Origin of the sequence: Oceanisphaera sp. IT1-181, assembly GCF_033807535.1 — a bacterium.
Lineage (GTDB): Bacteria > Pseudomonadota > Gammaproteobacteria > Enterobacterales > Aeromonadaceae > Oceanimonas.
Map to the genome: position 1 here is coordinate 3,117,454 of NZ_CP136856.1, position 22,091 is coordinate 3,139,544.

The 22,091-nt window shown below is 51.6% G+C and carries 19 protein-coding genes; 10 read left to right on the plus strand and 9 right to left on the minus strand.

Going from position 1 to position 22,091, the window contains the following annotated elements; genetic code table 11:
• Nucleotide 1: 1 nt before the first annotated feature.
• The 5 genes from R0134_RS13795 to R0134_RS13815 all read left to right on the plus strand — a co-directional run bounded on the left by R0134_RS13795 (nucleotide 2) and on the right by R0134_RS13815 (nucleotide 5,328).
• Nucleotides 2–1,417, plus strand: a complete 1,416-nt coding sequence (locus tag R0134_RS13795; protein ID WP_319782534.1) for an FAD-dependent oxidoreductase — start codon at nucleotides 2–4, stop codon at nucleotides 1,415–1,417.
• A gap of 642 nt (nucleotides 1,418–2,059) precedes the next feature.
• Nucleotides 2,060–2,758, plus strand: coding sequence for a 5'-methylthioadenosine/S-adenosylhomocysteine nucleosidase (gene mtnN / locus R0134_RS13800; protein ID WP_319782535.1), 699 nt, complete (start codon nucleotides 2,060–2,062; stop codon nucleotides 2,756–2,758).
• A gap of 3 nt (nucleotides 2,759–2,761) precedes the next feature.
• Nucleotides 2,762–3,691, plus strand: coding sequence for a cobalamin biosynthesis protein (locus R0134_RS13805; protein WP_319782536.1), 930 nt, complete (start codon nucleotides 2,762–2,764; stop codon nucleotides 3,689–3,691).
• 47 nt (nucleotides 3,692–3,738) lie between these two features.
• Complete coding sequence (locus tag R0134_RS13810) at nucleotides 3,739–4,626, plus strand: cobalamin-binding protein (RefSeq protein WP_319782537.1); 888 nt, start codon at nucleotides 3,739–3,741, stop codon at nucleotides 4,624–4,626.
• A gap of 72 nt (nucleotides 4,627–4,698) precedes the next feature.
• The gene (locus R0134_RS13815; protein WP_319782538.1) at nucleotides 4,699–5,328 is read left to right on the plus strand and encodes a trimeric intracellular cation channel family protein; all 630 of its coding nucleotides are present in this window, start codon (nucleotides 4,699–4,701) and stop codon (nucleotides 5,326–5,328) included.
• Between the two features lie 203 nt (nucleotides 5,329–5,531).
• On the opposite strand, the gene tyrS is transcribed toward R0134_RS13815, so the two are convergent.
• On the minus strand, nucleotides 5,532–6,728 hold the full coding sequence (gene tyrS, locus R0134_RS13820; RefSeq protein WP_319782539.1) for a tyrosine--tRNA ligase: 1,197 nt from the start codon (nucleotides 6,726–6,728) through the stop codon (nucleotides 5,532–5,534).
• A 186-nt stretch (nucleotides 6,729–6,914) separates the two neighbouring features.
• Here tyrS and R0134_RS13825 point away from each other — a divergent pair, with 186 nt between their 5' ends.
• Nucleotides 6,915–8,222 carry a peptidoglycan DD-metalloendopeptidase family protein gene (locus tag R0134_RS13825; protein ID WP_319782540.1) on the plus strand — a complete coding sequence of 436 codons (1,308 nt, stop codon included), beginning with the start codon at nucleotides 6,915–6,917 and terminating at the stop codon, nucleotides 8,220–8,222.
• A 107-nt stretch (nucleotides 8,223–8,329) separates the two neighbouring features.
• On the opposite strand, the gene R0134_RS13830 is transcribed toward R0134_RS13825, so the two are convergent.
• The 4 genes from R0134_RS13830 to R0134_RS13845 are packed head-to-tail and all read right to left on the minus strand — an operon-like array spanning nucleotide 8,330 to nucleotide 10,160.
• Nucleotides 8,330–8,755 (minus strand): HIT domain-containing protein, encoded by a 426-nt coding sequence (locus R0134_RS13830; protein WP_319782541.1) that lies wholly within the window; start codon nucleotides 8,753–8,755, stop codon nucleotides 8,330–8,332.
• Nucleotides 8,752–9,078: a glutaredoxin family protein gene (locus R0134_RS13835; protein ID WP_319782543.1), complete on the minus strand. Its 327-nt coding sequence runs from the start codon at nucleotides 9,076–9,078 to the stop codon at nucleotides 8,752–8,754. Before R0134_RS13835 ends, R0134_RS13830 begins: the two co-directional genes overlap by 4 nt.
• A gap of 45 nt (nucleotides 9,079–9,123) precedes the next feature.
• Entirely contained in the window at nucleotides 9,124–9,468 is a 345-nt protein-coding gene (erpA, locus tag R0134_RS13840) for an iron-sulfur cluster insertion protein ErpA (protein WP_087035368.1), read from the minus strand.
• A 56-nt stretch (nucleotides 9,469–9,524) separates the two neighbouring features.
• On the minus strand, nucleotides 9,525–10,160 hold the full coding sequence (locus tag R0134_RS13845) for a DUF6776 family protein (protein ID WP_319782544.1): 636 nt from the start codon (nucleotides 10,158–10,160) through the stop codon (nucleotides 9,525–9,527).
• 192 nt (nucleotides 10,161–10,352) lie between these two features.
• On the opposite strand from R0134_RS13845, the gene hemL reads away from it, so the two are divergent.
• Nucleotides 10,353–11,639, plus strand: coding sequence for a glutamate-1-semialdehyde 2,1-aminomutase (gene hemL, locus R0134_RS13850; RefSeq protein ID WP_319782546.1), 1,287 nt, complete (start codon nucleotides 10,353–10,355; stop codon nucleotides 11,637–11,639).
• A 34-nt stretch (nucleotides 11,640–11,673) separates the two neighbouring features.
• Here the strand turns inward: hemL and R0134_RS13855 are convergent, their stop codons facing one another.
• From R0134_RS13855 to R0134_RS13870, 4 genes are all read right to left on the minus strand, one after another.
• On the minus strand, nucleotides 11,674–12,111 hold the full coding sequence (locus R0134_RS13855) for a VOC family protein (protein ID WP_319782547.1): 438 nt from the start codon (nucleotides 12,109–12,111) through the stop codon (nucleotides 11,674–11,676).
• Nucleotides 12,112–12,339: 228 nt separating this feature from the next.
• The gene (gene mrcB, locus R0134_RS13860) at nucleotides 12,340–14,682 is read right to left on the minus strand and encodes a penicillin-binding protein 1B (RefSeq protein WP_319782548.1); all 2,343 of its coding nucleotides are present in this window, start codon (nucleotides 14,680–14,682) and stop codon (nucleotides 12,340–12,342) included.
• A 2-nt stretch (nucleotides 14,683–14,684) separates the two neighbouring features.
• Complete coding sequence (gene hrpB, locus R0134_RS13865) at nucleotides 14,685–17,144, minus strand: ATP-dependent helicase HrpB (RefSeq protein ID WP_319782549.1); 2,460 nt, start codon at nucleotides 17,142–17,144, stop codon at nucleotides 14,685–14,687.
• A 145-nt stretch (nucleotides 17,145–17,289) separates the two neighbouring features.
• Nucleotides 17,290–18,258, minus strand: a complete 969-nt coding sequence (locus R0134_RS13870; protein WP_319781742.1) for an IS1595 family transposase — start codon at nucleotides 18,256–18,258, stop codon at nucleotides 17,290–17,292.
• Between the two features lie 658 nt (nucleotides 18,259–18,916).
• Between R0134_RS13870 and R0134_RS13875 the strand changes: the two genes are divergently transcribed.
• The 3 genes from R0134_RS13875 (at nucleotide 18,917) to R0134_RS13885 (ending at nucleotide 22,014) form a co-directional block, all read left to right on the plus strand.
• Entirely contained in the window at nucleotides 18,917–19,171 is a 255-nt protein-coding gene (locus tag R0134_RS13875; RefSeq protein WP_319782550.1) for an ABC transporter substrate-binding protein, read from the plus strand.
• Nucleotides 19,172–19,197: 26 nt separating this feature from the next.
• Nucleotides 19,198–19,488, plus strand: coding sequence for a hypothetical protein (locus tag R0134_RS13880; protein ID WP_319782551.1), 291 nt, complete (start codon nucleotides 19,198–19,200; stop codon nucleotides 19,486–19,488).
• Between the two features lie 300 nt (nucleotides 19,489–19,788).
• Entirely contained in the window at nucleotides 19,789–22,014 is a 2,226-nt protein-coding gene (locus tag R0134_RS13885; protein WP_319782552.1) for an EAL domain-containing protein, read from the plus strand.
• The last annotated feature ends 77 nt before the right edge of the window (nucleotides 22,015–22,091 follow it).

Genomic DNA, 22,091 nt, shown 5'->3' on the forward strand with positions numbered 1-22,091 from the left:
GATGAGTCAGAACGTATTTCAGTTTATCGATGTGCAACGGGTTGATCCGGCCAAGAAGCCGATCAGCACCCGTAAAATCGAGTTTGTGGAAATCTACGAACCCTTTTCCGAGAATCAGGTCGAGATGCAGGCGGACCGCTGCCTAGACTGCGGTAACCCTTATTGCGAGTGGAAGTGTCCGGTACACAATTATATTCCCAACTGGCTAAAGCTGGCCAACGAGGGTCGCATCTTTGAGGCGGCAGACTTGTGTCACCAAACCAACAGTTTGCCCGAGGTGTGCGGCCGAGTGTGCCCGCAAGACCGATTATGTGAAGGCGCTTGTACACTTAACGACGAATTTGGTGCCGTGACTATCGGTAATATCGAAAAATACATTACCGACAAGGCCTTCGAGCTGGGCTGGCGCCCTGATATGTCGAAGGTAATAAAAACCGATCGCAAGGTGGCAGTGATAGGTGCGGGGCCAGCAGGCTTGGCCTGTGCCGACGTGTTAGTGCGTAATGGCGTCACCCCGGTGGTATTTGACCGTTATCCGGAAATCGGCGGCTTGCTGACCTTCGGCATCCCCTCTTTCAAACTGGAAAAGACGGTGATGAGCAATCGCCGCGAAATCTTTACCGATATGGGCTTTGAATTTCGCCTCAATACCGAAGTGGGCAAAGACATCAGTTTTCAGTCTCTGCTCGACGATTACGATGCGGTATTTCTGGCGGTGGGCACCTACAAGTATCTGCGCGGCGGTTTGACCAACGAAGATGCCGAGGGTGTTTATGATGCGCTGCCGTTTTTGATCTCCAACGCCAATCGAGTGCTGGGTTTCGAAAAACAAACCTCTGATTACATCGACATGGCCGGCAAGAAGGTAGTGGTACTGGGCGGTGGTGATACCGCCATGGACTGTGTACGTACCTCTATTCGCCAAGGTGCCATTGATGTGGCTTGTGCCTATCGTCGCGACGAAGCCAATATGCCGGGCTCGCGCCGCGAGGTACAAAACGCCCGGGAAGAAGGGGTGAACTTCATGTTCAACCTGCAACCCACTGGCGTGCAGGTTGATGCCAACGGCAAGGTTAGCGGCGTAGAGGTGGTATCTACCCAGCTGGGCGAGCCCGATGCTAATGGTCGTCGTCGCCCAGAAGCCATCGCGGGTTCCGAGCAGGTGCTGCCCGCCGATGTGGTGATCATGGCGTTCGGTTTTCAGCCCCACGATCAACCTTGGTTGCAGGAGTTTGACATCAAGACTGATCAAGCGGGCCGCATTGTCGCCCCCGAGCAGGCCGAGTTTGCCTTTCAGACCAGCAATGCCAAGATCTTCGCCGGCGGCGACGCTGTACGGGGTTCGGATCTGGTGGTGACCGCCATCGCCGAAGGCCGTAAAGCCGCCGAAGGCATCATGGACTATCTGGAGGTATAAGCTCACTTCCCTACAATGATAGGCCGCTCATCGAGCGGCCTTTTTTATAGCAAGTTTACGATTAAAGACTTATTGGCCACGGAATACACGGAAAAATTAAGCCGGGGATAAGAACGAAAAGTACCAAGAGATTTTATTGGTACCTGATTACCCACAAAGTTCAGCCATGTTTCAGTGAATTCAGCACCAATAAATTCAATAGGTTACAGAGATGTGCCCGCCTATTCGGTAAAAACATGAGGCTCAGTTTGGTATTTTGACCTTGTAGGGGCCCGTCTCTTCGGCGAAGAGGACTTCGGCCCGGTTTGGTGTTTTGGTTTAAATTTAAACCTCAGTAACAGCCAGCAGAGCTGGCCTGCCGAAGTCCTCTTTATTAAAGAGACGGGGCAGCTACAAAGAACAAACCAAAACAGCGCACATCATGGCTGAGGGTCATACGTAATAAGGTAAAAATATAAATTTCCCTTTATTCTTGCTCTATGTCCGTGTTTTCCCGTGTATTCCGTGGCAGAAATATTCTTTAAGTCTTGGTCTCTCCTGTAACTGACGGTGATTATCTAGCGGCCTTTTTATGTCGCAGTTACGCCGCACGGCTTAGATAGTGATAAACTCCCCCATTATTTTCGTTGCGAGAGAACCCTTATGACTATCGGCATTATTGGCGCCATGGAGCAGGAAGTTGCCGTACTTCGTGCCAAATTAGAAAACACCCACACCATTACCGTGGCGGGCTGCGAATTCTATCAAGGCACCCTTGCGGGCCAAGACGTAGTGATTACGCGCTCGGGCATTGGCAAAGTGGCCGCCAGTGTCGCGACCACTTTATTACTGGAGCGTTTTTCGCCAAAGGCCGTGATTAATACCGGATCCGCGGGCGGCTTTGATCCCACCCTTAAAGTGGGTGATGTGATTGTGTCCAGTGAAGTGCGTTTTCACGACGTAGACGTAACCGCCTTCGGTTACGAGATGGGCCAAATGGCGCAACAGCCCGCCGCTTTTATCGCAGATAGCTCGCTGATCGCGTTGGCAGAAGTCTGTCTGGCCGACCAAAATGACATTAATTCGGCCGTCGGATTAATCTGTACCGGTGATCAGTTTATGCACCGCGAAGACCAGCTGCACACCGCCACTACCCAGTTCCCGCTGATGAAAGCCTGTGATATGGAAGCCGCGGCCATTGCCCAAGTTTGCCATCAATTTGGCGTGCCTTTTGTCGTGGTGCGGGCGCTGTCTGATATCGCCGGTAAGGAGCAAGCCGAGTCGTTTGAGGCATTTTTGGAAGTAGCCGCTGAGCATTCATCACTGATGGTGCAAGCCATGCTCGCCCGCTTAGCAAGCTAATAGATGTTGACCCTGTCGCTGCTTGAGCAGCCCGTTATCTTGCTCACCTTGAGCGTAGTGCTCAGCCTAGTGCTGCCCGCTACTCGGGTACAGCAGCTGATAACCCTTGGTCTGCAGTTGCTGGGTCAGCGCTTAAATGGCAAGCGTTATAGCCCGCGCTACCTTAAACAAGCTGGGGCCGCCGCCTTAGTGTGTTTGCTGCTGCCGCTAGCGGCCACTTATTGGGCGCTGGCGGTATTATCCCCTTGGCCGCATTTACTCGAGCCGTTATTGCTGTGGTGCTGTTTAGATCTGGGGCGGCTAAGCCGGGCATTGCCCACTTGCATGCGTAATAGCACAGATAGCAGGCCTTTGGTTCGCTTGGCGCTGTCTCCTTTGTGCTTGCGCCAAACTGATCCTTTATCGCCCTTGGGTTTGTATAAAACGGTGGCCGAGGTGGCCATACTGCGCCTTGCCGCCGATTTTGCGTTATTGGTCTGGTATTTAGTGGCCGGTATTTACGCCGCGCTGCTATTTGGTTTGTTGCGCTACGCGGTGCAAGCTTGGTCTTGTAAGCTGGTGGAGTGGCGCGCCTTTGGTTGGTTGCCTTCGCTGGCTTATCGCACGTTGGCTTGGCTGCCGTTTCAAGCCTTGGCGCTTAGTTTACTGATTTATCCAGGCTCAATACGCGCCATTAAGGCTTGGCCTCAAGGTCGATTATGGGCGTTTGCCGCCAGTGGCCGGTTATTAGCTGTGGTGGCCGGTAGCGTAAATGTGGGGTTAGGCGGGCCGCGACGTTATACGGACGCCACCGATTACTACCCTAAATTAGGCAGCCAGCAATACATTAATGAAGCCGCTACCCGCGCCATTTTATGGCGCTTGGTGATGAGCTTATTATTTTGGCTGTCACTGGCTTGGGCCTTCTTGTTAATTCCTTTATTAAATGGTTAATCCCTTTATTGAATGGTTAATTCCCTTATTGAATGGTTAATCCGATCATGACTGCTCACGTTAAGCTCAAGGCTCACCTTAAAACCACAAGCGGATTGGTTGCACTGTTAGTGGCACCCCTGCTGAGTGTGGCTCAGGCTTACGCAGCAGAGCGGGTAACTGAACCCGAAACCAAGCCCGCACAGCGCATTATTAGCTTGGCGCCGCATATTACCGAGCTATTGTTTGCCATAGGGGCCGGTGAGCAAGTGATCGCCTTAGATGATGCCAGCGATTATCCCGAGGCAGCTAAAGCCTTGCCCAAAGTCGCCAACTATCGCTCCTTAAATACGGAGCGCATTTTGGCGTTATCGCCAGACTTAATTGTGGCTTGGGGCTCGGCCCAAAGCCAAGTGGTGCAGCCGCTGGTGCAGTTAGGCATAAAGGTATTTTTTTCCGCACCCGCCACCTTTGATGACTTGAGCACAGAGCTTAACCAATTAGGTGAGTTAACCGGTCATCAAGCCCAAGCTGCTGCAGTGGTCAGCGACTACGAACAAGAGCTGGCCAAGTTGCGGCTTGAATATCAAGATCGCACGCCGCTTACCGTATTTTATCAAATTGCAGAAGTGCCGCTGATGTCAGCTAATGGCAGTACTTGGATGAGCCAAGCGGTCACCTTATGTGGTGGCGTCAATATCATGGCCGATAGCCTTGCGCCCTATCCACAGGTAAACGCCGAGCAAGTGTTAGCACAAAATCCGGACGTAATTGTGGCCGCCGATAACGCTGAGCTCAGCCACTGGCAACAATGGCCGGCGCTGCAAGCCGTGGCCAATCAGCAGCTACTGACCGTAGATGCCAATTTATTACATCGCTTTACGCCCCGCTCTACCCAAGGTATTCACCAACTTTGCGAACAGTTAGATGAAGTGCGCCAAGCCCGCGCTTCCTAATTGAGTTCAGTTAAGCACCTCTATACAATGGCGCTCGTTTTTTAACTCTTTTTTAAAATAAGGTAATCACGAATGCAGCCCTTGGTTGAGTCGGTATTCTACTGGAGTGATCTGTTTGGCACGGCTGTGTTCGCGTTTTCTGGAGTGCTGGTCGCCGGACGCCTGCGCATGGACGGCTTTGGCGTGATCGTACTGGCCGCCGTGACCGCCATCGGTGGCGGTACCATTCGCGACCTTATTATCGGTGCCGATAACGTATTTTGGACAGCAGATTCTCTGTACTTGTGGGTGATCTTAGTCACAGCGTTATTGGGCCAATACATAGCCAAACTACCGCGGCGCTTGCCTTGGTATATTTTGCCGCTGGCCGACGCCTTTGGTTTGGCCATTTTTACCATTATTGGCACCGACAAAGCGCTGAGTTACGGCACTTCCGGCATGGTGGCAGTCGTCATGGGGGTGATCACCGGCGTAGCTGGCGGCATGATCCGCGACGTATTGGCTCGGGAAGTACCCATGGTGTTGCAGCGTGAAATCTACGCCACTGCCTGTATCTTGGGCGGCGTGCTTTATACCGGATCTTTAGCACTGGGCATAACGCCGCTATTAGCTACCTTATTGGGCATGTCTGGCACCTTTATCTTGCGCGTCGCCGCCATTCGCTGGCATTTATCGTTACCGGCGTTTTCATTGAATCGCTAACGTAAGACACAGCGGTACGCCATACGCTTTACGTCTTACGAGCAAACACAAAAAGGCCTCCATGTTGGAGGCCTTTTTTATTGTTAGTAAAATACTTAAAATTATCCTGCTTCGCAAAACCAGCAGCTAAAGCACTGGACTACGGCTAATGTGGTATTTTTCTTACGGCGTAAAACGTACTACGTATGACGCAAGCTCTTCACTCAAGCCAGCGTCACCTTGGCAAATTTGCGCTTGCCCACTTGGTATACGGCGGTGCCCGCTTGTACTAACAGCTTACCGTCTTCCAGCTTATCGCCATCTACCTTCACCGCGCCCTGCTTGATCATGCGCAAGGCTTCTGAGGTAGAAGCCACAAGACCTGCGTCTTTTAGCAGATTGGCGATGGCCACACCCTCGGCGTTTGCGGCTAAGGTCACTTCTGGCAGGTCGTCGGGAATAGCATTTTTCTGAAAGCGATTCACGAAGTCTTGGTGCGCTTGTTCGGCGGCGGCAGCATCGTGATAACGACTGATAATTTCTTTAGCCAGCAGGATTTTAATGTCGCGCGGGTTAGTCCCCTCGGCCACTTGCAGCTTTAGGCCAGCAATCTCATCCAAGCTCAAACGTGACAATAACTCAAAGTAGCGCCACATGATCTCATCAGACAGCGACATGATTTTACCGAACATCTCACCGGCGGCTTCATCTACGCCAATGTAGTTATTGGCCGACTTAGACATTTTCTTCACGCCGTCTAGGCCTTCCAGCAACGGCATGGTGATCACCACTTGTGCCGGTTGGCCAGCGTCTTTTTGCAGCTCTCGGCCCATCAAGAGATTGAACTTTTGGTCGGTACCGCCCAGCTCAATATCAGCTTTTAGCGCTACTGAGTCGTAGCCTTGCAACAAGGGGTACATAAACTCATGAATGGCAATCGACTGCCCACCGGCGTAGCGTTTTTTAAAGTCGTCGCGCTCTAACATGCGTGCCACGGTTAGCTTAGAGGCCAACTTTATCATGCCTGTGGCGCCCAGCTCGCCTAACCAGCTGGAGTTATACACAATTTGGGTTTTATCTGCGTCCAACACCTTAAAGGCTTGTTCCGCATAGGTTTTGGCGTTGTGCGCTACTTGCTCTGCCGTGAGCGGCGGGCGAGTGCTGTTCTTACCGCTGGGATCGCCCACTTGGGCGGTAAAGTCACCAATCAGCAATAACACATCATGACCTAAGTCTTGAAATTGACGCAGTTTATTGAGGATCACGGTGTGACCTAAATGAATATCGGGAGCGGTAGGATCCATGCCCAATTTAACGCGTAACGGCCGGCCCAGTTTTAACTTAGCGACCAGCTCTTCTTCTACCAAAATTTCTTCTACACCGCGCTTAATTTCAGCCAGTGCCGTTTCTAGCTCGGACATGACGACTATACTCCTGTGCTGTGCACCTAAATAGCTGTTCTGAAATGATCAAATAAGATGCTCGCCGCTCGAAACGGCTATTTAGACAAACCAAACAAAATAAGGCGAGCATATTACTGGAATGGCAGATAAATTGGAAAGCCTGTAAAATCTTTCCCATATTTTCGCTTGTGCCTTAGGCCTCTCATGATTGAATGCTTCCAGCGATTTCCTCGCCCCCACAAGGTGGCGATTTCTGTATTGAGTGTAATGATCGGACTGCTCTCTTTCGCGCCTTCAGAGTCTGTCGTTGCCAGCCGTATCCAGCCCGAACCTGAGCTGGGCGGCGACATGCTCGGTGAGCGCCAGCCGTTAGCCTTGGCCATCAACATAGCAGAGTCAGCAGCTGCTGCTGATGCTCACCCGGTGACCCGCGAGCGCTCGGTAAAAGTGCGCAGTGGCGACACCTTATCCGCTATTTTTGCGCGTACCGGCCTTTCTTCCAGCTTGCTGCATGACATTAATCAGCTTGGCGGCAGCGCCGATGAGCTGAAAAAGATTTATCCCGGTAACTTGCTCACTTTCACTTTTGATGAAGATGACGCCTTTAGCGGTCTGCACTATCCGCTGGATAACAGCCGCACCTTACTGATTAGCCAAACGCCACACGGCTTACAGTCACAAATTGATAGTACTGAGCTGGAGCTGCGCACTGAGTTTGCTCAAGCCAGCGTCAACTCTAACTTTTGGAACGCCGCCGCCAGTGCAGGCCTCACGCCCAACCAAATTATGGCCTTGGCCGGTATGTTTGCCTGGGACGTGGATTTTGCCCTCGATATTCGCGCCAACGACAGCTTTACCGTGCTTTATGAGCAGCATTTTAAAGACGGCATCTTGGTGGGCACCGGCAATATTTTAGCCGCCGCCTTTACCAATCAAGGCAAAGTTTACCAAGCGATCCGCCATACCGACGGCAATTATTACTCGCCCGAAGGCCGCTATATGCGTAAGAGCTTCTTGCGTGCACCGGTGAACTTCTCGCACATTAGCTCTAATTTTAATCCCCGTCGCTTACACCCGGTCACCGGGCAAATTAAGGCCCACCGTGGCATTGACTACGCGGCGCGCACCGGTACCCCAGTGGTAGCAGCAGGCGGTGGCGTAGTTGTGGAGTCAGGCTTTAGCCCCTTTAACGGCAACTACGTGGTGATCCGCCACGACAGCACTTACATCACCAAGTATTTACACTTGCACAAGCGTATGGTGAATAGGGGCGAAAAGGTAAAACAGGAGCAACAAATTGGCACTGTGGGCGCCACCGGCCGAGTGACGGGTCCGCATTTGCATTATGAATTCTTGGTCAACGGCGTACACAAGGATCCAAAAAGCGTGGACTTGCCTCAGGCAGCGTTTTTATCACCAAAAGAGCTCGCGGTATTTAAACCCCAAGCCAATCGCTTGATGGCACAGCTGACTAAGGTGAGCGATATTATGTTGGCCAGTAATAATCGCTAAAGGACATAAGGCGTGAGGCGTGAGGCGTGAGGCGTGAGGCGTGAAAGCATAATGTCAAACTTACTCGTTTTGTCTATTGCGCCTCACCATTTACCCCTAGCTACACCTCAGGCAGCAATGAAGCCCTCAAGACTGCTTAAGCGGGTTTGCCATAGGCTCACTTGCGTATGCGGCTTGTCATAGGCCAGTGCAGGATGCTTGCCCCAAATGGGCGCCGGCCACGCGGCATCGCTGCTAAAGCGCGCCACATGATGCACATGCAACTGCGGCACCATATTACCCAAGGCGGCCACATTAATTTTCTCCGCTCCCAGCTCTATTTCTAACAGCTGAGCAACAGCACAAGACTCACGCATTAGCTGTTGTTGATCTGACTCGCTTAAGTGATGAATTTCACGTAGCTTTGCTTGTTTTGGCACCAATATTAGCCACGGATACTGGCGATCGTTCGCCAGCAACACCAAGCACAACGGCAGTTCACCCAAAAGTAAACTGTCCGCCACTAATTGCGGATGTAAGCAAAACTCGCTCATTTAAGTACGGCGGCGTGCAAGCGCAGATAGGCAATAATATCTGCGGATTCATACAACCAAAAAAACTGACCGGGCTCAGATTCAATGCGCAGGCAAGGCACCATGCGCTGGCCGCCACCATGCATTAACGCTTGTAAGTGCTCAGGCTCGTTAATATCACAATGTTGGATATTAAGGCCTAATTCCTGAGTTACGCTTTTTACACGCTCACAATATGGGCACCAATCTTTTTCATATAATGCCAACCGCTCGACGCTGTCGACCGCAGGCGCAGCTAAGTTTGACTCAGGTGCATCACCTTTAAACCAATCAAGTACGGACATTAAAACCTCTCATTAGGGGTAAGCGGCATCACGGCTCAGTGGCAGTTACACGCTAAATGACGAGCCACAGCCACACGTGCTGGTGGCATTAGGGTTAGTCACTAAAAAGCGCGAGCCGGCTAGGCCGTCAATATAGTCAACGGTGCCACCAATGAGGTACTGCAGGCTCATGCTGTCGACCACCATGATCACGCCGTTTTTCTCGATCACCGTATCGCCATCATTGGTTTTTTCATCAAAGGTAAAACCATATTCAAAGCCCGAGCAACCGCCGCCGGTAATGTATACCCGCAGACGCAAATCAGGATTTTCTTCTTCCGTGATCAAAGCTTGGATTTTGGTGGCTGCCGCATCACTCATCTGGATTGGCAAGGGGATTGCTTCGCTCATCACTACCTCTTAGATTAAATTATCGACCGAAATTATCTAATACCCGACTAAACAGATCAAGTATTCTCCGGCTTTGGCCAATTAAGGCTCAGGGTGCGGGGTGCTTTACCGTCTAAGTCTAACTGTAATTCTAACGTTTGTGCCTGACTGTCTTCGGGCAGCTTCAGCTGACCGGTTAACACCTGAAAGTGGCGAAAATCGAGCGTGACCGGTGCCACGCCTAAGGTATCGTCACTGAACAGCACAGACACGCCCGCTTGCAGGGCTCGCACTTTCAATCGTGCTTGGCCGGTAATGCGCTTATTGGTTTGGGTGGGCTGTAACAGTACCAGTCGGTAGGCAAATAAGCCCGTTTCAGCGAGTGGCGTAATATCTTCATGGGTTAACAGCAACTCGGCGCCATTGTCGCTGGCCAGCACTTGTCGGTATAAGGCCAACTGTTGTGCTTGCTCAGCCAGTTGGCGCGCCTGCAGATCCAGTTGTGCCAACTGGCTGCTTTCGGCACTCAGTAGCGTTTGTAAGTCTACGCGCAGCGCCAGCAGCTCTTGTCGATTACGCTCGGCTTGAGTCTGCTGCTGGCTCAATAACTGCTGTTGCTCCTGATAGCGCAGTGCGCCAAAGCCCAGCAGTAACGCCAACACCACACAAACCAGTAAACACAGTATAAAACGACGATCCAAAGGTGCAGTCATCATCATCTCCAATGGGTAAGGCCGAATTGTGCCAAAGCGCAGCCCTTGGCGCCAGCAAGGCTTTGGTTAAGCCTTAATTTAAGCGGTGCCCGCCACAGGCATGACAAGCGAGGCACCCTTTTTGATATTTTGATATAGTCAGGCCACATTGGCAGCGCCTGCTGCCACAGCCCCAATTCAAAGGATGCTTACATGTCCAAGTCTGACGATTTATTTGCCAAGGCCCGCCTCGTTATTCCGGGCGGCGTTAACTCTCCGGTTCGTGCCTTTAACGGCGTAGGCGGCACACCGCGCTTTATTGAACGCGCCGATGGTGCCTATATTTTTGATGCGGACGGCCAGTCCTATGTGGATTACATTGGCTCTTGGGGCCCGATGATTTTGGGCCATAACGCCGCAGTAGTACGCGAGGCGGTGATTGAAGCCGCAGAGCGGGGCTTAAGCTTTGGCGCACCCACCGCCAGTGAAGTAACCATGGCGGAAAAAGTAAAAGAGTTAGTGCCCTCTATGGAGCTGACCCGCATGGTGAACTCCGGCACCGAAGCCACCATGAGCGCCATACGTTTGGCCCGCGGCTTTACTCATCGCGATAAGATTTTAAAATTTGAAGGCTGTTATCACGGCCATGCAGACTGCCTACTGGTTAAAGCCGGCTCCGGCGCCCTCACCTTAGGCCAGCCTAACTCACCGGGCGTACCGGCAGACTTTGCTAAGCACACCCTCACCGCGACCTTTAACGATTTAGACTCAGTTAAAGCAGCCTTTGCCGCAGCACCAAATGACATCGCCTGTATTATCGTGGAACCGATTGCTGGCAATATGAACTGCATTCCTCCTGCGGACGGCTTCCTACAAGGCTTGCGCGATATTTGCGACCAATACGGTGCCTTGTTGATTTTTGATGAAGTGATGTGTGGTTTCCGGGTTGCCTTAGGCGGCGCGCAGCAGCGCTATGGCGTGACCCCGGACTTAACCACGCTCGGTAAAATCATCGGTGGCGGCATGCCAGTAGGTGCCTTTGGTGGCCGTCGCGAGGTGATGGACCATTTAGCCCCGACCGGCCCCGTGTACCAAGCCGGTACCTTGTCCGGTAACCCCATCGCCATGGCGGCAGGTTTAGCCACCTTAAATGCCCTTAGCGCACCTGGCTTACACGAGAAACTAGAAGCCAGCACTAAAGCCTTGGTTGATGGCCTGCAAGCGGCGGCCGATAAACACGGCATTCCTTTTACCACTACGCAAGTGGGTGCCATGTTTGGCTTTTTCTTCACCACTGAAAAAAATATCACCTGTTATGAGCAAGTGATGCAGTGTGATAGCGAGGCGTTCAAACGCTTCTTCCACTTGATGTTAGATCAAGGCGTATACTTGGCCCCTTCTGCCTTTGAAGCGGGCTTTATGTCATTGGCGCACGGCGAGAAAGAAATTGCCCACACTCTGACTGCGGCAGATAACGCCTTCGCTACTATGCAGGCTTAATAAGTTAAAGCACCGTAAGCTAACTAAACACAGGCTAACGGCTCTGCTCGGGCTGCTGAATATTTACCAGCGGCCCTTCTAATAGTTCAACGCTGTTCCCGTCCGGATCCATAATAAACACGTAGCGGCCACAACTTTGCCCGTGCACCACAGACGGTTTATCTGCTAATAATCCTGCACCGTGCAAGGCACTCAAGGCCTCATCTACATCGCTCACTTGCAACGCAAAATGCCGTAACCCCAGTCGAAACCCACTGGCCCAAGGCGGAAAAACTGTTAGTGCCTCCATCTCCTCGTCGGGCTTAAAGCAATACAACTCCAATAAGGCTTGTCCTAACTGTAAATGACAAATTTGTAGCTGTTGAGCTTCATCCTGCCAGCGATACACGGGCTCAAAGCCTAAGCCTTTATAAAAGGTTTCAGACACCGCCAAACTACGGACACTAATGGTCAAGTGATGGAAAGAAAACATGACACGCCCTCCGATTAGATACCTTTGAGCATATACGACGCAGCAGAATGTGAGGGGTAAAGCGTGAGGAGTGAGGGGCTAAGATTGACATAAAAAAACAGGCAGCTGATTTTGATCAGGTGCCTGTTTAGGTTTCGCTTAGTTTTTGATGCTTAGTGCTCGGCGCTTTATTCTCGTCCTCTTCACGCTTTACATCTCACGCCTCACACTTCACTCCTCATAACCAAATCAGCGTGCGAAGTTGAAGATGTCCTTTAACCAATCGCCGACTTGCTCACCGGTTTTGGGCAGGTCGTAGGTCGGCGCAGCTGGCTGACAACCGCGAACCGGTGGCAAACTTGCAGACTTGGCCGGTAGCAAACGCGTTTGCTCACAACGTGGATCTGCGGGCATGCCATCGCTGTAGGCAAAGTTAGCCTGCTCGATTCCCGGTGGGGCCTTAAGCTCCAGTGAGTCGACGCCACGGCTGTCTAAATAGCGGCTATACACTCGTAGCGCACCACTGGAGCCGGTTAAGCCGGTGCTGGCGTTATTATCCAAGCCCACCCACACACTGGCCAGCTCTTCGTTATCTAAGCCCGCATACCAAGCATCACGCAAGTCGTTGGTAGTACCGGTTTTACCTGCCATTACCCGATTAGGAAAGCGCGCGGCTAAGTGCGCCGCCGTACCACCGCCGACCACCCGTGTCATGGCATAGAGGGCTAAATAACCCGCCTCTGGCTCCATTACTTGCGTGGCCTTGGCCGTGTGCTGATACAAGATTTCACCTTTATCGTCTTGAATGGCACGAATCGAGGTGAGCGGCTGATACAAGCCTTGGTTCGCCAGCGTTAAATACAGCTGATTCACTTCCAGCGGCGTCAACTCCAGCGTGCCTAACATCAAAGAAGGATACGCAGGAATAGGTTGGCGTACGCCCATACGCTGCAGGCCTTTAATCACATTATCTAGCCCCACTGCCATGCCTAAATTGACAGTCGGTACGTTCAACGATTTAGCCAGAGCATCCACTAGCATCACCTGACCGCGAAACTGACGGTCATAGTTATTAGGCTTCCAGACTTGGCCACCTTCACTGCGCAAACTAATGGGCTGATCTTTAATGGCGCTGCCTAAGGTAAAGCCATTGGCCAGCGCCTCAGCATAGACAGGCGGCTTAATTAACGAGCCAATAGCCCGGCGAGCAGACAGCGCACGGTTAAAGCCGGCAAAGCTTGGATCGGCACCGCCCACCACGGCACTCACCTCTCCTTTACGCCAGTTGGTCACCACCATGGCCGCTTCTAAGTCCGGCTTTTTGGTGTTAGTTCTTAGCTGCTTTACTTGCTCGATGATTGCTTGCTCGGCACTGTGCTGGGCAATAGGATCCAAACTACTGAAAATTTTCAGACCGTTTTGGCGTAAGAAATCACTGCCAAAGCGCTCTTGTAACTCTTGGCGCAGCATGCCCATAAAGGCAGGCGTGCGGCCATAGCCCATGCGTCCGCGCTCAATCAGCTGCAGTGGTGTCTCACTGGCTTGCTCATAGATGGCACGGCTGATATGACCGTCATTGGCTAATAAACGTAACACCAGATCACGACGCTCGCGAGCGCGCTCGGTATTGCGCCAAGGATCGTAATAAGACGGGCCTTTCACCAGCGCCACCATCAGGGCAATTTGGTCGGCATTAAGCTCATTAAGCGGCAAACCAAAGTAGAAATAACTGGCTAAACCAAAGCCATATACGCCTTGGCCACCGTTTTGCCCCAGATACACTTCGTTTAAATAGGCTTCTAAGATCTCGTCTTTGTCATAACGAAAGTCGATGATCAGCGCCATATAGGCTTCTTGAACCTTGCGCCATAAACTGCGGTCTTGGGTTAAAAATAAGTTTTTGGCCAACTGCTGAGTCAGGGTACTGCCGCCTTGTACCGTACGGCCGGCTTTCACGTTCACCACCAAGGCTCGCAGTATCGCCATCGGCGATACGCCGTCGTGACTGTAAAAGTCTCTGTCTTCCACGGTAATCAAGGCGGTTTTTAATAGCTCAGGCACTTGGTCTAAGCGGACCAATAAACGGTCTTCACGCTTTTCTACGTTTAAGCGGTCCAGCAATACGGGATCCATGCGCGCGTAACCCAGCTCACGACCATTGGTGGGGTTTTTTATCGCTTGTAGGCGCTGGCCCGAGAAGGTCAGTCCAATTTGGCGGGCATCTTCAGGCCCATCGGAGAAATTAAACGAGCGGCGATGAATTTCGATACTGCTGTTGTTGGCCGAGTATTCACCCGGACGACTGGGGCTGGCGACCTTGCGATAGTTTAACAACTGTAACTCACGCAACATCTGGGCATGAGAGAGCTTTTGGCCTGGGAAGAGCTCCAAGGGACGGCTATAGACCAAGGCGGGCAACGCCCACTTTTGGCCATCGAAGCGCTCTCTGACTTGGCTATCGAGGTAAATACCAAAAATGCCCATTATCACTGCAAACACCAGTGTTAATTTAAGCAGCAGGCCCCACCAAAAGCGGTTTTTTCTCACCGGCTTCTTTTTGGATTTGTTCTGAGTTCGAGTCTGTTTTGCCATAATCAGTGCTTTATATGCCTCTTGGTGTACTGGGTTGGCGCCGTGGTGGCTGGGCTATCAGGCCAGTGGTGCTTAGGGTAGCGCCCCCGCATTTCTTTTTTAACATCTTGATAAGAACCGGCCCAAAATGCGGCCAAATCTCGAGTAATTTGTAACGGTCGACGCGCCGGTGACAATAGCTCTAGCACCAAAGCAACGCGCCCTCCTGCTAAGGTGGGGCTGTGCGATTGGCCAAACATCTCTTGTAAACGCACCGGCAAGACGGGGTCGTCTGCTTCTCGATAACGAATGCGCACTTGAGTGCCGGTGGCCATCGTCAGTGAGTTGGGTAGCAGGGTATCCAGCAATTGCTGCTGTGACCAGTCCAGCCGGCTTTTAAATATCTGCGCCCAAGGTAGGCGCGCCAGTGCCTCCCAACGGCCAAGCCCCGTCAAATAAGGCAGTAACCATTGTTCGGCCTCCTCTAGCCACTCGCTTGGATCACAAATAGCAAAGCCGCGATCGGCCAGTTTTTGTCCGGCGAGCCGTAATCTCAGCCAATATTGGCCAGCCGCTTCATCTAACGGTAACGCCTGCCAACCGCGGCGTTTAACCTCGGCTAGCAAACATTCGGCTTTTTGCTGGGGGCTAATATCGGTTAAGGGCGCGCGCTGTAAAATCAAACTGCCAAAGCACCACTGGCGCTCGGCTCGCACTCTATTAGCCTCATTATCCCACTCTAAGTGCGCTTTATCACTAAAATGCGCGGGCATAAAGGCTTGTAATTGCGCCAGCTCAACCGACTCCGCTGCTTGAATAAAAATGCCCCGTTCGCTGCGCCCTAACGCCGCAATAGCCAGCATATTTTTGCCTTGTAAAGGGCTGGCTTGAGGCAAGTCGGCACTTAAGCCACCGGCTAGGCCATAACGTAGTTGCTGGCCTGTTGTCTTACCTGCAGCTTCCGATCGTAATAAGGCTACCCACTCGGGCCGTGCGTTGGCCAGTAGCGGCCCTACATACTGCCCAGATGGCGCAGTTGGCGGTACGTTGAGGCGGGTAAACCAACGCTGAGCCGCCTGTTTAAGCGCGCCCTGCCGCACTAAAAGCTGCCCAGATAAGGGGCCTGTGTCCCAACGGCCTTCTTCTAATAAGGCCACCAAATACACTGCATCGGCCACCGCACCTTTATGCCCTTGCTGTTGCCAAGCTTGGGCACAGAGCAGTAACTGGCCAAGCCTTGGCTCACACCCCAGTTGCCAGACCTTGCGCCCCAAAATGGTCAGCTGAGTGCCATTAAGCAAACCTAAAGCGGTTAACTGTTGGCGGGCGGCGGCCAGCAGCGGCGTGGGGGGCTTGGTCAGCAAAGCCAACTGCTCAGGATCCGCCCCCCAAGCGGCGCACTCCAGCACAAAATTGCTTAAATCACTCTGTTCAATCTCAGCGGGTCGGCGCACCACTAAGCGCTGTTGTTGCTCTTGGCTCCACAGTCGCACGCAACTGCCTGCTTGTACCCGTCCGGCACGGCCCGCTCTTTGCGTGGCTGAGGTTTGACTGATGTGGCGGGTGTGTAAGCGTGCTATGCCCGATTGCGGTTCAAACTCGGCACGCCGCTCAAGGCCACAATCCACCACAATACTGATGCCATCAATCGTCAGCGAGGTTTCCGCCACGTTAGTGGCCAGCACCACCTTGCGCCGCCCCGCGGCAGAGGGCGCGATGGCCAATTGTTGCTCGCGCAAGCTCAAGCGGCCATATAAAGGTCGCAGCTCCACTTGCGCATCGGTTTTGCCCTCGAGCCAACGCAGGGTGTCACGAATTTCTCGCTCACCGGGTAAAAAGGCCAACACGCTGCCTGAGTGCTCGAATAAGGCCGACACAATCGCCCGCCCCATGGCCTCATCAAGGCGCGCATGCAGATTGCGCGGCTGATAACTCACCTCCACCGGAAAGCTGCGCCCGTGACTGTGAATATTAACGGCATTCGGCAGCAATTCGTCCAGCGCTAAGCCATCCAGCGTCGCGGACATGATCATAATGGTCAGATTATCGCGCAGCTCTTGGCATTCCAAGGCAAACGCCAAGGCCAGCTCGGCGTGCAAGCTGCGCTCATGAAACTCATCAAAAATCAGTAAGTCGACCCCCACTAGCTCAGGATCGCCTTGCAGCATGCGCGTTAACACGCCCTCAGTGACGACCTCCAGTCGCGTGTGTTTGCTGACACAAGTTTCACCGCGCATCCGATAGCCCACTTGGCCACCAGGCTGTTCACCTAACTGTGCGGCTAAATACTGGGCTATGCTGCGCGCCGCCAAGCGTCTGGGCTCCAGCAATATAATGCGGCCTTTGATCTCCGGTTGCGCTAACAGCCACAGTGGCAAGCCCGTGGACTTGCCCGCCCCCGGCGGCGCTTCAAGAATAATATGTGGCGCCATTAAGGCCGCCTTTAATTCTGGCAGCACTTGGGCGATAGGAAGCTGGTGCACGTGATTACCTACTGGTTTAAAAACGCTTATATAGTGCCAAATAACCGCGTAAAGCGCGATCAATTACGCCGGCTTTCAGCCATGCTTAGCCGCGGTGGAAAAGCGACGTCGCCATAACGCAGACCAGCGTCACTGGCGGCGGGGGCTATGTTCGCTTTAGTTGTTGAAAACGCGGCTGAACCGCACATTGCCATATAAAATCAATAGGTTGAGCATCAGCTTTCCTAGTATGCTCAAACCACCTGAACCAACCAAGGTAACGATGAAGGTACTTGGTGGCGACACCATGAAAACGCATTATCCATTGCTTTAGTCGACTGTGATAAGCATTCACACCCTGGATATGGAATATCTCTTCACGTACCCGCTGACCGACACTGCTGTTAACCGGCTTGTGAAGCAAGTGATGTTTGGCTGCCAACGCCTCGTAGTTAAGATGGCCATCGCTACAGAGCACAGCGCCAGACCGTAATCGCGGCAGCAGGCAGCGTTCCAGCTTTCTGAGCGTAAAGCGTTTCATTACAAAGTCGGCTTCGTTGTGGTTGCGGTCGCGCAGTACCATCACTTTGACCCACTTAATGTTTTTCTTATCGCTACCACGGCGGCGAGGTTTTCTCTTACTGAGATCCCGCTTGCCTTTGAAGGATTCACGTATAAACGTTTCATCGGCTTCGACGATACCGCCCAGCTCAGAAGACTTAGTATAATCAACCAGTTGCAGAAAGCGGTGTCGCCACCTGAATGATGTACCTAAGTTTATCTGACACTTTTTGGCGGCTTTGCGAAGTGTTGTGGATTCCATCATCTGCTCCGCATATTCCAACCACCGCTCAGCCATTCGAAGCCCAGCAAGTGGCGTGCCGGTCAGAGAGGTAAATGTCTTCTTGCAAGCCCGGCAGCGGTAACGCTGTCTACCATTCATGCTTCCCCACTTATAGGGAGCATCATCGCGGCAATGAGGGCATGTTGGGTGTGAAGCAGTGAGTTCTTCTAGTCGAGCAATGAGCTCGGGAAACGAGTCTGGTTGCTGAAGCAGTATCAGCAGTTCATGCCGCTGCCGAGGCTGGAGTTCAGTCAGTTGGCGTTTAAGTTTGGCGAAACCTGTACTTTTCATCTTTTTGCCTCCCACGAGGTGACTGATTCAAGTATAGCTTTCAACGATTAACTCAAACATAGCCGCGGCGGGCGTAGGAACCAGCGCCTTGCCGATCAACCTCTAATAAACACGCTTGCCACTCTCGTCATTCAGAATCATGCCATTCACACGCTCTTTATTAATATCACTTTAATTAATACCCATCATTTTATTTACCATTAATTTTTACGCTTTGTTTGGCGTCAATTTATATAAAGAGGTAAACTTAGCCGCTGCATTAACATTCATCGCATCGAAACTCACTCAGGGATAAAGATTGATTAATAAAATAAGGACATTAGTTTCCTTGGTGCTATTAAGCCTCACGCTTACGGCGTGTGACGAAAGCTCAAGAACGGCTAAACAGCCAGGGTTAACCACTATTCGTATAGCCAGTTGGAGCTTGCCGATTACCGGGCAGATCAATCTCTTGGCCGAAGATAAAGACTTCTTTTCTCCACACTAAGTGGCCATTAAGTTTATTCCTGGTGCCGGCGGCAGTGATGCTATCAATAAATTATTGCCGGTGAGGCAGACATTGCCTTTGCCGATCCTGGCGCATTATTTTCAGGCTTAGCCAGAGGCAAAAAATTGGCGTCTATGCGATACCAGTGGCACGAAACGAAATTTATTAGCGGTGTTAAGACAAGCCCGATTAAGAGCAAATGATGTGGAAATCATTGAAACTGGCGTACTGAATTTTGCCCCCTTAATTCACGGCCAAGTAGATGCTACCTCCGCCACGGATACTGCCTTGGTCGCCGCTCAAGCAAACGGATTAGGTGAAGTGAATGTGATACAAGTTAAAGATTACTTTAATTATTCCAATGATTTATTTGTGGTCACAGAAGAAACCTACGCCCAAAAAAAGAGCAGCTGCACGCATTTTTAGCCGGCTATGAAACCAGTGTCCGATGGATGATAGAAAACGTAGACGAAGCCGCACAACAGGCCGTTAAATATGCGGTTGACGGCGAAAATAACGCCCACAACGCCACTATTATTGCGCTGCGCAATACCAGTAGCTTACCGCTTTCCGGTGAGCTTTCAGAGTTAGGTTTGATAAACTTTAATAACTTACAAGATGCCGCCAACATGTACTACGAGATGGGGCTAATTAGTCGCCCCCTCGACTTAAGGCCTGTGGTGGACTCGCAATATAGACTGCCCCTCTGGTCGGGGAATAATAACGCTTTATTTACCCGATAATAGCAAGCCCGCCACAAGGTTAAGTCCCACCCTACGATTACCCGCCGCCTAGGCTAAGAACTATATGCCCTTTAATCTCGTCTTGCGCCAAACATCCTCACAAGGACTATGTGACTGACTTTACAGTTATTGTTATAAGTTAGCTCCATATGATGATCAGCATAGGAACCTATGTATAGTAGTTAGCAAGTAACTGAAAAATGTTTGTTGCGCTGATTTAGGTATTACAAAGACCAAGTATCTAGTGCCGCAAAATTTTCAAACCCAAAAAGTTCCTGGCCAGCCAGGTAAGAGAAATAAATGCTTACATATAGGCTCAGCAGCCTTTATCCCCTAATGGCGTTTATGTGTATTTTTACAGCAGGGGGTTATTACACTCACCTCAGTATTGTGGCTGACCGCAAGGATTATCAGCTGCTGATGGAGGAAGTGGTGAGTGTCCAGGCCGCAGCCATAGAGCGCCGCCTAAATAGCTCGTTATCATCGACCTACATTCTTGCTCAAGAAGTACGGCGCAGTAACGGTCAGTTCAAAGAGTTCGACAGTTTTGCCGAAGAAGTGATGCAGACCTTGGGCGGTATTTCTAGTCTGCAACTGGCCCCAAACGGCATCACTCAGCAAATTTATCCGTTGGCTGGCAATGAAAAGGGTATTGGTCATGATCTGTTACACAGTGATGAACGTAGAGCTGAGGCTTGGGAGGCCATTAACACTGAGGCGCTAACACTGGCGGGCCCCTTTATGCTGGTGCAAGGGCAAATGGGTATGGTGGGACGAAACCCAGTCTTCCTAGAAAAAAACGGCGAGCAGCAATTCTGGGGATTTGCGACGGCATTAATTTACTTGGAGGATTTGCTGTCATTTACAGAACTGGATCAGCTAACAGAAAAAGGCTATGCCTATGAGCTGTCGCGCTTACACCCAGACACCGGCCTGATTGATATCTTTGCCCACTCCAGCAGCAAGCTGACAGACCAATTAGTAAGAAAAAAAATTCGGGTTCCCAATGATGAGTGGACGCTCGCGATGGGCCGGCCCACCGACTTCACCTCCCAGATTATCGTGGGCCTTATGCTCAGCCTGATCACAGCGGGCATATTCACATTACTGGTACGCCGTATTCTGTTAGAGCCGGACCGGTTACGCTCATTGGTAAAAATACAAACCCTCCAGCTGGAACTGCTGGCATTCAATGATGAACTCACGGGTTTGGCTAATCGACGATCTTTTACCGAGCAGCTAGACCAAGCCATTCTGCATACTCAACGTGCAGGAAAGAGCCTAGCTTTATTGTATTTGGACTTGGATAATTTTAAACGCATCAACGACTCTACAGGGCATGCAGACGGCGACCGATTATTGACTGAAGTGGCGCAGCGACTTCGAACCACGGTGAGAGAAACCGATATTGTCGGCCGCTTAGGCGGGGATGAGTTTGCCGTAGTACTGATGAATATAAAAAGCATCGAGCAGGTACGGACTGTCGCCGCAAAAATAATCGCCAATATCAGTCTGCCGGTAACATTAGCTAAGAATGAAGCCATAGTAGGAGCCAGCATTGGCATCACACTGGCACCGGAAGACGGCGTTAGCAGTGGCGAGTTATTGCGCAATGCGGATTTGGCCATGTATGAGTCGAAACGAGCGGGCAAAAACCAACTGTCTTTTTATAACTCAGCCATGCAAGAGCAGGCGCTGCACTCGATACGGCTCGAAGAAGAGCTACGCCAAGCCTTGGCCCACAAAGAATTCGCGCTGGCATTTCAACCCATCATTGACCTGAGTAATGGCCAGACGGTGAAGTTTGAAGCCCTGCTGCGCTGGCAGCATCCCGTTCGAGGCATACAATATCCGGGCAGTTTTATTGAGATAGCGGAGCAAACCGGGCTGATTGTGCCGATGGGTTACTGGGTAATCGAGGCGGCTGGTGATTTTATTCAGCAACAAATGCAGGCGGGGCTAATGGTAAAACCGGTGGCCGTTAATCTAAGCGTCTGTCAGTTACGCGAACCTGACTTTGCTGAGCGCGTTGATGCGCTGTTAACGCGCAGGAAGATCGCCCCCCGTTTACTGGAGTTGGAAATTACCGAGTCCATGCTGATGGAAAATGTTGAGCTCGCCATGACTTTGATAGCAGACTTGAGGCGCCTAGGAATCCGGATCGCGATTGATGATTTTGGCACCGGCTATTCTTCGTTATCACAACTGCGCTTGGTGCCAGTAGATATCCTGAAAATCGACCGTTCTTTTGTGATGAACCTAGAAAATAATCCTGTTGACCGGCAAATGGTGGAAGCCATTACCGTTATGGTGCATAAGCTGGGACTCAAAGTGGTAGCTGAAGGCATTGAAACTGCTGAGCAGCTTTGCTTTCTGAAAAATATCGGCTGTGATTATGGCCAAGGCTTTCTGCTTGCTCGCCCCCTTGTGCCCGAGCAGGCGCTGCAATACCCAGGTTATGCTGATTTAGCGCTGAACAAGAGTGCGCCTCGTGATAACAAAACCTGCGTGGCGACCACCAGCTAACAAGGTGCGGGGCTCTGAAAGACTGGTTAGCTGGCAGGAAGCAAAAAGAAAGAAAATAATGAAGTAAAAAGTCACAT